Source organism: Curtobacterium sp. 18060 (genome assembly GCF_902706105.1).
GTDB lineage: Bacteria > Actinomycetota > Actinomycetes > Actinomycetales > Microbacteriaceae > Curtobacterium.
On the sequence record NZ_CACSJV010000004.1, the window covers coordinates 1 to 12,516 of the forward strand.

Here is a 12,516-nt window from a genome sequence, read left to right on the forward strand (position 1 = left end):
GGCGGGGCGCGCGCACGCGGTTTGCGACAGACCACGCGTCGATCGACTCGTGGATTGACGCAGAACGCGCTCCGGTCGTGCTACTTCGCCGCGACCACCTCGACGCTCGCCCCGGGGAACACTTTGTGCGTCTCCTCGGTCACCCGCGCCACGATCGGCGGGACGGCGGCCCCTCGCCCCGGGGTCTCGACGACGATCGACTGGTCGGCGGCGCGGTCCGACGGCGTGCCACCGCGTTCCCACGAGCAGCGGACGGCCGTGACCCCGCCGATGTGGTCGAGCGTGTCCGCCAGCACCAGGCGCTTCGCGGTCACCGTGCGCGAGTCGGAGACGCCCACCTCGAGGGCGCCGAGGTCGGCGATCGCGACGACCCGGACGCCGTTGCCACCGGCCGAGTCGGTCGCGCGGCTCAGCGTCTCGACCAGGTCGGTGCGCGCGGCAGGGTCGAGCGACGGGTCGGCCGTGATCGTCGCGGTGGCGTCGTAGCTCGCGAAGCCGGTCTTCTCGGCCGGGTGGTGGCGGACCTCGGTCACGCCCGGCACGTCGGCGAGCCGGTCGTCGAGGCGGTCGAGTGCCAGGTCCGGCCGGGGGAACACGCCGCCGATGCCGGTCTGCACGCTGCCGATGATGGTTCCGAGCACGAGGGCGATCACCCCGGCGACCACGACGGTGCTGCCGCCGATGACGAGCCAGGTGCGTGCCCGTTGCCCCATCGTGCGGGTCTGCACGCTGGCGGTCTCGGGGCCGAAGGCACGGTCGAGGTCGTCGTCCTGCTGGTCAGTGGCTTGCCAGCCACCCGGGTCGGTTCCGTCGGTCACCATGTCGCCCCCTGGTTCGGGTGCGTCGGAGCCTAGTCGCAGGACGGCCGCGCCGCCCGCTCAGCCCCGGCGTTCCAGCGGGTTCTGGTAGTCGAACGCGTACCGCCCGGGCCCGTCCGAGACGTCGTCGATCGGGTCGTCGAAGCGGACGAGCTCCGCGTGGAAGCGTTCGGGGTCCCAGCGGAACGAGTGGATCGAGCCGTTGCGGATCGGGGTGGCGTGCCGGTCGGCGGTGCCGGGCGCCGCCTCGTTGACCACGCTCCGGATCACCGCGCCGTGGGTGGCGACGACCACGACCCCGCCGTCGAAGCGCACCGCGATCTCACCGAGCGTCTCCGTGATGCGGGCGAGCAGCGCGGACCGGGATTCGCGGCCAGGGATGTCGTCGTGCGGGTACTCCGCCGTGACCTCGGTGTCGGTGAGCCCCTCGGCTTCGCCGTAGGAGCGTTCGGCCAGCCCGGCGTACGTCACGGGTGCCGCGAGCCCGAGCTGGTCGGCGATGATCGCCCCGGTCTCGGCGGCGCGGGACAGCGGCGAGGCGACGACGGCGTCGAACTGTCGGCGTGTGAGGAGTTCGGCGGCCTCGGTGGCCTGTCGCCGTCCGGTGTCGTTGAGCGGGATGTCGGTGGAACCCTGGATGCGGCGCTGCGCGTTCCAGTCGGTCTCACCGTGCCGGACCAGGTACAGGAGCGTCGTCACCCGTCGATCATCCCAGACGCCGCGGGACCGAGCCGCTCGGCCAGGTGTACCAGCGTCTCGGTCGTCCCGCCATCGAGCTTCACGGCGGCACGGCGGTCGCTGCGGGTCGCACCGCGGTTCACGATGACCACCGGGTACTTGCGGCGGGCAGCGTGGTCGACGAGCCGCACGCCGGAGTTCACCGTGAGCGACGACCCCACCACGAGCAGCGCCTCGGCGTCGGCGACGATCGACACCGCCTCGTGGAACTTCTCGGTGGGCACGAACTCGCCGAAGAAGACGACGTCGGGCTTGAGCATCCCGCCGCACACCGAGCAGTCCGGCACCACGAAGCGCTCGACGTCGGTGATCTCGACGTCGCCGTCGGGCTGCAGCTGCACCGAACCGGGCTCGTCGATCCACGGGTTGGCGCGGTCGATGGTCGTGGCGAGGTCGGCGCGGGAGAACACCTGCCCGCACGTCAAGCAGAGGGCGCGGTCCATCGACCCGTGGATCTCGACCACGCGGCGGGACCCGGCACGCAGGTGCAGGCCGTCGACGTTCTGCGTGATGACGCCCGTGACGACACCGGCATCCTCGAGGGCGGCGAGCGCCCGGTGCCCCTCGTTCGGTCGGGCGGCGGCGAAGCTCCGCCAGCCGAGGTGCGAGCCGGCCCAGTACCGCTGCCGTTTGGCGGCGTCGGCGCGGAACTCCTGGAAGGTCATCGGCTTGCGCACGACCCGCCCGGCGCCGCGGTAGTCGGGGATGCCGGAGTCGGTGCTCAGGCCGGCTCCGGAGAGCACGGCGACGCGCTTGCCGGCGAGCACCTCGAGCACGCGGTCGAGGTCCGCCGCGGTCGGCAGACCGGTCGGCTGACCGGTCGTCGCCCCGGTGGGCGGTCCGGTCGTCGACGCAGCATCATCCAGCACCCTGTTCACGGTACCCTCAACAGCCGACCGTCCCGGTCGCTTCCCCCTTCGGCGAGACGCGGCGAGACACCGGCCGGCACGCCAGCCGCGACACCGGCCAGCACGCAAGCCACGACACCGACCGGCGCCCACGAACGACCCCGAAACGAGCCCCGTGCACCCCGTCCGCATCGACTCCCTCGACGACCCCCGCCTCGACGACTTCGCCCGTCTGACCGACGTGGCGCTCCGCCGGGTGAGCGAACCGGAGGGCGGCCTGTACATCGCCGAGTCGAACACGGTCATCGAGCGCGCGGTCCGTGCCGGGCACACCCCGCGGAGCATCCTGGTGCAGGAGAAGTGGCTCGACAGCGTGCTGCCCCTGGTCGCCGACCACGACGGTCCGGTCTTCGTCGGCCCGGACACCCTGCTCGAGGAGCTCACCGGCTTCCGCATGCACCGTGGCGCGATCGCCGCCGTGCAGCGCCCCGAGCTGCCGACGGTCGCCGACGTGGTGCGGGACGCGAAGCTCGTCGTCGTGCTCGAGGACATCGTCGACCACACGAACGTCGGTGCCGTCTTCCGCAGCGTCGCCGGCCTGGGCGCGGACGCGGTCCTCGTCAGCCCGCGCTGCGCCGACCCGCTGTACCGCCGGAGCGTCCGGGTGAGCATGGGCACGGTCCTGCAGATCCCGTGGACCCGCATCGGCGAGTGGCCGGCAGCGGGCGAGGAACTGCGCGCGCAGGGCTTCCACCTCGCCGCGATGGCGCTCACCGACGAGTCGGTCGACCTCGCCGACTTCTCCCGTGACGTCCCCGGCAAGGTCGCGCTCGTCATGGGCACCGAGGGGCAGGGGCTGACGCCCGCCGCGATCGCGTCGGCCGACACCACGGTGCGGATCCCGATGGCGCACGGTGTCGACTCGCTCAACATCGCCGCGGCGAGCGCCGTCGGACTGTGGGCGGTCACCCAGGCCCAGCGGCTCGCCTCCTAGCGCCGCGACGAGCGGACCGGGAGGCGCGGCTCGCGTCAGTGCTGCAGCATCCGTCCGGCGCGGATCACCAGGGCACGGTCGGTGCCCGGTTCGCCGACCAAGCACACGCCGACGGGTGCGCCGTCCACGGTGAGGGCGGGAGCGCTGACCGCCGGCACGCCGCCGACGCTCGCGAGGCTCGTCATCGCCGTCGTCGCGGTCCGGGTGCGTTCGAGTGCCGCCGTGTCGGCGGCGATGAGCGGTGCAGGCCCGGGGACGGTCGGGAACAGCAGGGTCCGGCCGGCGAGGGCCGTGCGGATCGTCGCGCGGACGTCGGCGAGTCGTGCGACGGCGTCGGCGGTGGCTGCGGGGTCGTTCGCCCGGGCGGCGGCGAACCGGTCGCCGACGACGGTGCTCAGGCCGCCGGGGTGGGCGTCGATCCAGGCACCGTGGGCGGCGACGGCCTCGGCGGCCTGCACGAGGCGCAGCAGTTCACGCAGGTCGTCGAGGGGCGGGATCCCGAGGTCGGTGAGCTGCACGGTGCCGATCGGGCGCCCGTGCCCTGCGACGAAGGCGGTGAAGGCATCGGCGACGGCCGGCTCGACGAGGTCCAGGAGCTCGGCGGGCACGAGGAGCTCCGGCTCCGCAGGAGCGTCCGGATCCGACGGCACCGTGGCGTCGAGCGCCGCGAGCAGGACGTCGGCGCTCCGGGTGAGCCACCCCACCGTGTCGAACGACGGTGCGAGGGGGAGCAGCCCTTCGCGGGAGACCGTGCCGTGGGTCGTCCGGAGGCCCCAGAGTCCCTGGTACGAGGCGGGGACCCGCACCGATCCCGCGGTGTCCGTGCCGATCCCGATCTCGGCCGTGCCGAGACGGACGGCCGATGCGGATCCGCTGGACGAGCCTCCTGGCAGTCGGGTCGGGACCGCCCCGTTGGGCGGGGTGCCGTGGTGTTCGTTGCGTCCCGTCAGGTTGTAGGCGAACTCGTCGGTGCGCGCGATGCCGCGGACCGCGGCGCCGGCGTCGAGGAGCGCCGCGACGGCCGCTGCCGGCGTCGCCTGGACGGGGGACTCACGCAGGTAGGTCGGGTTGCCGGCGCCGACGGGCTGGCCGGGGACGGCGTAGAGGTCCTTCACCGCGACGGTGAGCCCGTCGAGCGGTCCGGACGCGGTGGGGGCGACGAGCGGGTCGCCGACGGCGCGCCAGACGGTGGTGTCGAAGGCCTTCGGGCGGCCGGTGACGTGGGCTGCCTCGATGCGCCAGCGCGGACCGGCGTCGCCGTGGTCGCTGTTGCTGTCGCTGTTGCTGTTGCTGTCGCTGTCGCTGTCGCTGTCGCGTCGCCACAGCTGCGTCTGGAGGCCCTGCCCGCCCGCCGCGAACTCGGACACCGACACGACGAGGGCGAGTCCCTCGGCCAGGGGGCGGACCTCGACGCGCGACAGCGACCGGGCCAGGACACCACCCCGTGCACCGCGGAACGCGCTGATCGCGTCGTGCCCGACGAGCAGGCCGCGGTCGTCACCGCGCATCGTGCCGGGGGCGTCGACGAACGCGGCGTCGAGCGCGTCGAGGTCGTTCGCGGCGAGGGCGGCCTCGTACGCGTCGAGCGCGTCGAGCAAGCCCTCCGGTGCCGCGGTGCTCGTCTCGTGCGTGCTCGTCTCGTGCGGGCTCATCGTGCGGGCTCCTCGAAGTCGGCCTTGCGGATGCGGGCGTGCGCGCCGGTGACCAGGTCGACCACCTGCGAGATGTTGAAGTCCGTCGCCGCCGACAGGTAGGCGTACGCCAGGTGCGGCTCCATGCCCCAGCGGGCACCGAGGATCGCGACCGCGTGCCGGACACAGGCGCGGACGGCCTCGTCGAGGTCCGGGTCCATGCCCGTCGGCACGAGGAACTCGTGGGTCTCGACGAGCGGCCAGACCAGGTCGCCGAACTGCTGCGCGGCCTCGGCGGCGGGTGTCACGTCGAACCGGACGGTCGCGCGGAGCGACGCCTCCATCGCGGTGAGCGCGACCTCGCCGTCCCCCTGCGCGAAGTGCGGGTCACCGACGAACGCGAGCGCGCCGGGGACCAGGACCGGCAGGTGCAGCTGCGCGCCGACCTGCAGCAGGTTCACGTCGACGTTGCCGCCGTGCCGGCCCGGCGGCACCGAGTGCAGCCGCTCGCCGGGGGTGGCGACGCCCATGATCCCGAGGAAGGGGGCGAGCGGGAAGTGCGCGAAGCAGTCGCCGGCACCGGTCAGGGGGATGCGGCCCCGCTGACCCGCGGCCGTCTCGACCACGTCGGCGAAGACGCTGACCGTGGTGCCGTCGACCGGGTACTCGCCGTGCAGGGCGCCGCGGCCGTGCCGGTTCGACACGACGCCGTAGTGCACCCGTGGCAGTGTCTCGAGCACCGTCATGGTCAGGACGTCGCCCGGCTCGGCGCCCGCGATGGCGATCGGACCGGAGACGACGTGCGGGCCGTCGGTGGCGGGGTCCCGGTGGCCGCTCCTGGCGATCGCGACGGCGTCGTCCAGCACGTGCTCCGCGGCGACACCGTGCGACGCGAAGTACGCGCGGGGGTCACTGCCCTGGTCGGGCAGGATCCCTTCGTGGCTGACGGTGTCGATCGTGACGTCCTCGCCGGACGCGATCGTGATGACCGGGCGGTCGTCGGCGTTCGGCAGCCGACCCCACAGGACTGTGTCCGGGTCGACGGGGAGGTAGTGGCCGGACCGGATCGGGCCGGCGCCGGGCTGCAGGGTCGGGATCGCGGGGGTGTGCGTGGTCATCGGTCGGCCTTCCGTTCGACGAGGTGGGCGACGTCGGCGAGGTGGGCGGTCATCGCGTCACGGGCGCCGTCCTCGTCGTGTCGTCGGATGCAGTCGAGGATCCGTTCGTGCCAGACGAACGACGAGCGGCGACCTTCGCTGGTGCTGTGCGACCGCGCACGGACGTCCTGCACCCACCCGCTGCTGAGCTCGCACAGGGACACCAGCAGCGGGTTGCCGGAGGTGCGCGCGACCTGTACGTGGAAGGCGACGTCCTGTGCCAGCGACTCCTCGGGACTGAGTCCCGCGTGCGTGGCGGCGAGGATGCGTTCGAGGGCGAGCAGGTCCGCTTCGCCGGCACGGACGGCGGCGAGACCGGCGACCCGGGGTTCGACCACCGTGCGGAACTCGGCGACGTGCTCGGCCCGTCGCGCCAGGTCGTCGCCGTGCGCTGCGCCCGACTGCTGTTCGAGCAGGGCGGTCGCCTCCTCGGAGCGCGGCAGCACGACGGTGCCACGGCCGGGTGTCCGGGAGACGAGTCGGCGGCGCTCGAGCTCCTGCATGGCCTCACGCACCGTGGTGCGGGACACGGCGAGGTCCTCGGCCAGGGTCCGTTCCGGCGGGAGCTTGTCGCCGGGTGCCAGGTCCTCGAGCACCAGGCGGGCCAGGTGCGCGGCGGTCGCGGCGCTCAGGGTGCGGCCTCTCTGCATGGACAGGAGCCTAGGGTCCGTTGGTCCGCTTGGTTCATTGGTACGACCAACTTTTACACGCTCGTCACACGTGGCGTCCGAGTCGGAAACACGGCGGGCGAAGGGTGGGTCACGTCCGAATCCATCCCGATCCGAGGAAGACCCCACCATGGACCTGATCCTGCGCACGGCCCGCCTGACCGACGGCCGCCTGGTCGACGTCCACGTCGCCGACGGCACGATAGTCCGGGTCGCCGAGGCGGGTACCGAGGTCGCCGAAGCGGGCACAGAGGTCGCCGAAGCGGGCACGGAGGTCGAGCCGACCGAGGCGGCGCACGTCGTGGACTGTGCCGGTCGCGTCGTGATCCCCGGGCTCATCGAGGCCCACCTGCACGTCGACAAGGCACTGCTCGACCGCGAACGGCCGAACCCCGACGGCACCCTCGCCGGCGCGATCGCGGTGACGGGGGAGCTCAAACGCGGCTTCACCCACGACTCCGTCCGTGACCGCGCCCGGACCCTGCTCGACCAGGCGATCGCCAACGGCACGACACTCGTCCGGGCGCACCCCGACGTCGACCCCGTCGTCGGACTGACCGGCGTCGAGGTGCTCCTCGCCCTGCGCGACGAGTACCGCGACGCCCTGGACCTGCAGATCGTCGCGTTCCCGCAGGAGGGCATCGCGAAGGCGCCGGGCACGCTCGCCCTGCTCCGCCAGGCGCTCGCCGCCGGGGCCGACGTGATCGGTGGCTGCACCTACAACGAGGCGACCCTGGCCGCATGCCACGAGCACGTCGAGACCGTCCTCGACCTCGCCGAGGAGTTCGCCGTGCCGGCCGACCTGCACGCCGACTTCGCCGACGACACGTCGGACCCGCGGTTCGCCCTCGCCGGGCACATCGCCGACCGTGTCGCCGCTCGCGGGCTACGGGACCGGGTCGCCCTCGGACACGTGACCTCGCTCGCCAGTCTGCCCCCGGTCTCGCGCAGCGCCGTGCTCGCGAAACTCGCCGCAGCGGGTGTCGCGGTGGTGCCGCTGCCCGCCACGGACCTGCACCTCGGCGGTCGCTCGGACGACCGAGACGTCCGCCGAGGGGTCGTCCCGGTGCGCGAGCTCTGGGACGCCGGCGTCACGAGCGCCTACTCGTCGAACAACGTCCGCAACGCGTTCACGCCGTTCGGCAACGCGGACCTGCTCGACATCGGGTTGCTGCTCGCGCAGGTGGGGCACCTGTCCGGCCCGGCCGACCTCGGGCGTGTGCTCGAGATGGCCACGTCGTCCGCGGCCCGCGTCGTCGGGGTCGCCGACACCCACGGCATCCGGCCCGGAGCCGCCGCCGACCTCGTCGTCCTGTCGACGACCGACCCCGCGGGCGTCCTGCTCGACCGCCCCGACCGGAACCTCGTGTTCAAGCGCGGCCGCGTCGTCGCGGAGACCACCAGGACCACCCGACTCACCACCGGGTCCACCACTCGATCGAAGGAGCTCACCCATGCGTGAACGGATCCCCCACGAGATCGTCGCCTCGGTCCTCGCCGGCACCACGGCGTTCATCGGCGGCAACGCGCTGCACCTGCCCACCTGGGCGATCTTCATCAGCTGGGCGGGGATGTTCCTGCTCGGGGCGAAGCCCACGCTTCGGAACGCCACCCGGCTCTGGGCGGCGATGCCGATCGGGTCCGCCTTCGGCCTCGTGATCGTGCTGCTCGACCAGCGGTTCGGCACGGTGCTCGGCGAGGGGCAGGCCGCGCAGAACACCGTGCTCGCGCTGCTCATCCTGGTCGTCAACTGCGCGCTGATGTACACGGGTCGGACGCGGCTGTTCGGGCTCGTGCCCGGCATGTTCCTCGGGTTCGCGTCCTTCTTCGCCACGTGCTTCGGCGGCTTCGGGTTCGATCCGGGCAACGCGTGGGCGGCATGGGCGTCGGTCGTCGTGATGAACGCGCTCGGTCCGGTGTTCGCGTACCTGTCCCGGCGGCTGACGTTCGCGCGGCCGACCCAGCCCGGCGCGACGACGGACACGCCCACGACGACCCCCGCCGTCGAGCAGCCGGTCGCAGCCAGGGTCTAGGCACCGACCGGTACGCTCGGTTCCCGTGTCACGAGTCGTCCGTCGCCCCCGCTCCGCCGTCCGGAGGCCCGTGACGATCTCCGTCGTCGCGGTCCTGGTGCTCGTCGCCGGGTACCTCGTGGCCGCCGCCGTCGTGCCGTTCGGTCCGGCGAGCGCCGCGACCACCACGTACTCGGCCCCGACGTCGAGCGTGCCGGCGCTGAGCTTCCCCGGCTACGGCGCCACCGCGGTCGAGGCCACCGACTTCCCGGAGAGCCTGCGCACCAGCGGTGACACGAAGCCCCGGTCGATCGCGAGCATCACCAAGATCGTCACGGCGCTCGTGGTCCTCGACGAGAAGCCGATGGCGGCGGGGGAGTCCGGGCCCGCGATCACCTTCACGCCGAAGATGGAGTCGCTCTACGCCAAGTACGCGGCGATGAACGGCGAGGTCGCGCCGATGCCCGCCGGCCTGAAGCTCACCGAGCACCAGGCGTTCCAGGTGATGCTCATGAAGTCGGCGAACAACTACGCCGGCGCCCTCGCCATCTGGGCCTTCGGGTCGATCGCCGAGTACGAGCAGGCGGCGACGAAGTGGCTCGAGGAGCACGACCTCGACGACACCACGATCCACGAGCCGACCGGTCTCGACCCGCAGAACACCTCGACCGCGACCGACCTGGTCGACCTCGGGCAGCTCGCCCTCGCGAACCCGGTGGTGAAGGAGATCGTCGGTACCAAGGACGTCACGATCCCGACGGTCGGCGAGATCGAGAACTCGAACAAGCTGCTCGGCCTGGACGGCATCGAGGGCATCAAGACCGGCACCCTCGACGAGGCCGGCGCATGCCTGCTGTTCGCCGCGACCTACGAGCGCGGCGGCCGCGACGTCACCGTCATCGGCGTGATGCTCGGCGGGGTCGACCACGACTCGCTCGACGTCGACGTGCAACGGCTGCTCCGGTCGGTCGCGGACAACTTCCAGGTCGTGCCCCTGACCCACGCCGGCCAGACCTTCGGCTCGTTCTCCACCCCCTGGCAGGACGAGGCCGACGCCGTCACCGCGAAGGCGGCCGAGGTCCTCGTCTGGGGCAAGACGAAGGTCCGGGCGAAGGCGCACCTCGACGAGGTCACCCTCGGGACGAAGGGCGAGCAGGTCGGGAAGGTCCGCTTCACGGTGACGAACCACGACCCGGTCACGGTGCCGCTCGTGCTCGAGCGGACGATCGACGACCCCGGCGTCTGGTGGCGCTGGACGAACCCGTTCCAGGGCTGACGGTGCTCGCGCGCTGACGCGCACCACCCGGAGTCCGTACTGTCGGACGGGTGACGACGACGAAGACGTTCCCCCGGACCACCCCCTCCGCCCTCGACATCGACGCCCGCGGTGTGCTCGCGTTCGTCGACGCCCTCGAGTCGACCCCCGGCGTCGAGCCGCACAGCCTGATGCTGCTCCGCCACGGCCGGGTCGTCGCCGAGGGGTGGTGGCAGCCGTACGCGGCCGACCGGGTGCACCTGCTCTACTCGCTCAGCAAGAGCTTCACCGCAGCGGCGGTGGGCATCGCCGTGCGCGAGGGACTGATCGAACTCGACGCGACCGCACTGTCGTACTTCCCCGAGCTCGACGACGAGATCACGGACGAACGCAGCCGCCGCATCCGGGTCCGGCACCTGCTCGCGATGGCGAGCGGGCACCGCGAAGAAGCACTCGACCGAGCACGCGCCGCCGACCCGACGAACCTCGTCCGCGGCTTCCTGCTCACGCCGCCGGACGAGGAGCCCGGCTCGCTCTTCACCTACAACCAGCCGTGCACGTACACGCTCGCCGCGATCGTCCGGCGGGTCAGCGGCGGTTCGCTGGTCGACTACCTGCGTCCCCGTCTGCTCGACCCGCTCGGCATCGACGACCTCGCCTGGCGCCGCGACGAGTCCGGCGGCGAGCTCGGCTTCAGCGGCTGCTACACCACGACGTCGGCGGTCGCCGCGCTCGGGCAGCTGTACCTGCAGCGCGGCGTCTGGGAGGGCGAGCGGATCCTCGACGAGGACTGGGTCGCGGCCGCCACGCGCAAGCAGATCGACAACCTCGACGAGGAGAACCCGGACTGGTCGCAGGGCTACGGCTTCCAGTTCTGGATGGCCCGCCACGGCTTCCGCGGCGACGGCGCCTACGGTCAGTTCTGCGTCGTCCTGCCGGAGCACGACGTCGTCCTCGCGATCACGGGGCAGAGCCTCGACATGCAGGCGGTCCTCGACGCGGCCTGGCAGCACCTGCTGCCCGCCGTCGACCGTCCGTCCGACACGGGTTCGGACACCGCCCTGGAGGCACGGCTCACCTCCCTGGGACTGCCCGCGGTGAGTGGCGCCGCGGTCCCCGAGCACGTGGCCGGTCGTGCGCTCCGCGTGCTGCCCGGTGCGGCGCTCGACGCCGTGGGCTTCGACCGAGGGACCCACGGGATCCGGCTGACCGTGTCGGCCGACGGAGCGTCGGCGTCGGTGCCGGTCGGCGAGGGGGAGTGGGCCGTCGAGGGTGCCCTCGCAGCGAGCGCCGCGACCCAGCCGGACGGCGCCGTGCTCGTCGCGCTCCGTTTCGTGGAGACACCACACCTGCTGTGGCTCCGCGTCGACCTCGCTGCCGGCACGGTCGGCACGACGTGGGAGACCGAACCGCTGCACGACGGCGCGCTCACGCTGCACCGGCCCGCCGACTGACCTGCGCCGACCACAGGGTGCACGACCCGGTTCGCGCCCCCGGGCCGTCATCGCGCCCTGGGGAGTCGGGGCGCGATGACCGTGGTGGGGCGCGGTCGGGAGGCGTGCGGACTCGGATGGCCCTCGTTCCGCTACGGGGTGTCGGACTTGTGCTCGACGACGTCCTGCAGTTCGGGGCGCTTGGCGGAGACACCGTCGCCCGACGAGGTGTGCTTGATGCGCCGGACGACCCACGGCACCAGGTACTCCTTCGCCCAGCCGAGGTCCTCGGCGCGGGCCTCACGCCACGGCCGCGCCTCGAGCGGTTCGGGGTTGAACGGCTCGAGGCCGTGCGGCACGCCGAGGGCGTCGAGCACCGCGGCGGCGATCGTGGCGTGCCCCGTGGGGGAGTGGTGCAGCCGGTCCGGTGCCCACATGCGCGGGTCGCGGAGCACCCGGAGCGCCCACATGTCCGCCACCAGTGCGCCGTGCTTCAGGGCGATCGCGTGCAGGTTCTCGTTGTAGATCGCCGTCTTGCCGCGCACCATGCCGAGCACCGGCGTCATGCCGACGTCGGGCCCGGTGAACAGGACCACGGTGGCGCCGTCGCTCCGCAGCCTGGACACCATGGCGTCCACCCGCTCGGCGAGTTCGTCCGGATCGGAGCCCGGCCGGATGATGTCGTTGCCCCCGGCGGAGACCGTGACCAGGTCCGGACGGAGCGCGAGCGCCGGTTCGACCTGCTCGTCGATGATCTGCTGCAGCAGCCGCCCGCGGATCGCCAGGTTGGCGTACGCGAAGTCGTCGGACCCGTGGGCGAGCACCTCGGCGACCCGGTCCGCCCAGCCACGGTTCCCCCCGGGGACGGTGGGGTCGGGGTCGCCGATCCCCTCGGTGAACGAGTCACCGATCGCGACGTACCTGGACCACGGATGACGATCTGACACGCTCCGGACCATAGT

The 12,516-nt window shown here is 72.8% G+C and carries 12 protein-coding genes; 5 read left to right on the top strand and 7 right to left on the bottom strand.

Annotated elements, in window-relative coordinates:
- Window positions 1–80: 80 nt before the first annotated feature.
- From GVL05_RS03370 to GVL05_RS03380, 3 genes are read right to left on the bottom strand one after another with little or no spacing between them, the layout of a single operon-like run.
- Window positions 81–821 (bottom strand): hypothetical protein, encoded by a 741-nt coding sequence (locus GVL05_RS03370; protein WP_131847421.1) that lies wholly within the window; start codon window positions 819–821, stop codon window positions 81–83.
- A gap of 57 nt (window positions 822–878) precedes the next feature.
- Window positions 879–1,517 (bottom strand): histidine phosphatase family protein, encoded by a 639-nt coding sequence (locus GVL05_RS03375; RefSeq protein ID WP_159571306.1) that lies wholly within the window; start codon window positions 1,515–1,517, stop codon window positions 879–881.
- Window positions 1,514–2,359, bottom strand: coding sequence for a Sir2 family NAD-dependent protein deacetylase (locus GVL05_RS03380; RefSeq protein WP_235035834.1), 846 nt, complete (start codon window positions 2,357–2,359; stop codon window positions 1,514–1,516). The genes GVL05_RS03375 and GVL05_RS03380 overlap by 4 nt, the downstream gene beginning before the upstream one ends.
- A 220-nt stretch (window positions 2,360–2,579) precedes the next feature.
- Between GVL05_RS03380 and GVL05_RS03385 the strand changes: the two genes are divergently transcribed.
- Complete coding sequence (locus tag GVL05_RS03385) at window positions 2,580–3,398, top strand: RNA methyltransferase (protein ID WP_159571312.1); 819 nt, start codon at window positions 2,580–2,582, stop codon at window positions 3,396–3,398.
- Window positions 3,399–3,433: 35 nt separating this feature from the next.
- Here the strand turns inward: GVL05_RS03385 and GVL05_RS03390 are convergent, their stop codons facing one another.
- From GVL05_RS03390 to GVL05_RS03400, 3 genes are read right to left on the bottom strand one after another with little or no spacing between them, the layout of a single operon-like run.
- Window positions 3,434–5,050, bottom strand: a complete 1,617-nt coding sequence (locus tag GVL05_RS03390; protein ID WP_159571315.1) for an AtzH-like domain-containing protein — start codon at window positions 5,048–5,050, stop codon at window positions 3,434–3,436.
- Window positions 5,047–6,147 (bottom strand): acetamidase/formamidase family protein, encoded by a 1,101-nt coding sequence (locus tag GVL05_RS03395; protein WP_159571318.1) that lies wholly within the window; start codon window positions 6,145–6,147, stop codon window positions 5,047–5,049. The genes GVL05_RS03390 and GVL05_RS03395 overlap by 4 nt, the downstream gene beginning before the upstream one ends.
- A complete protein-coding gene (locus GVL05_RS03400; protein ID WP_159571321.1) occupies window positions 6,144–6,836 on the bottom strand; it encodes a FadR/GntR family transcriptional regulator in 693 nt (230 codons plus the stop codon). The genes GVL05_RS03395 and GVL05_RS03400 overlap by 4 nt, the downstream gene beginning before the upstream one ends.
- 148 nt (window positions 6,837–6,984) lie before the next feature.
- Here GVL05_RS03400 and GVL05_RS03405 point away from each other — a divergent pair, with 148 nt between their 5' ends.
- From GVL05_RS03405 to GVL05_RS03420, 4 genes are read left to right on the top strand one after another with little or no spacing between them, the layout of a single operon-like run.
- Window positions 6,985–8,316, top strand: a complete 1,332-nt coding sequence (locus GVL05_RS03405) for an amidohydrolase family protein (RefSeq protein ID WP_159571324.1) — start codon at window positions 6,985–6,987, stop codon at window positions 8,314–8,316.
- The gene (locus GVL05_RS03410; protein WP_235035823.1) at window positions 8,309–8,887 is read left to right on the top strand and encodes a DUF1097 domain-containing protein; all 579 of its coding nucleotides are present in this window, start codon (window positions 8,309–8,311) and stop codon (window positions 8,885–8,887) included. Before GVL05_RS03405 ends, GVL05_RS03410 begins: the two co-directional genes overlap by 8 nt.
- Before the next feature lie 25 nt (window positions 8,888–8,912).
- A complete protein-coding gene (locus tag GVL05_RS03415) occupies window positions 8,913–10,142 on the top strand; it encodes a D-alanyl-D-alanine carboxypeptidase family protein (RefSeq protein ID WP_159571327.1) in 1,230 nt (409 codons plus the stop codon).
- Between the two features lie 50 nt (window positions 10,143–10,192).
- Window positions 10,193–11,575: a serine hydrolase gene (locus GVL05_RS03420; protein WP_159571330.1), complete on the top strand. Its 1,383-nt coding sequence runs from the start codon at window positions 10,193–10,195 to the stop codon at window positions 11,573–11,575.
- Between the two features lie 131 nt (window positions 11,576–11,706).
- Here the strand turns inward: GVL05_RS03420 and GVL05_RS03425 are convergent, their stop codons facing one another.
- A complete protein-coding gene (locus tag GVL05_RS03425) occupies window positions 11,707–12,501 on the bottom strand; it encodes an SGNH/GDSL hydrolase family protein (RefSeq protein ID WP_111084173.1) in 795 nt (264 codons plus the stop codon).
- Window positions 12,502–12,516: the final 15 nt, after the last annotated feature.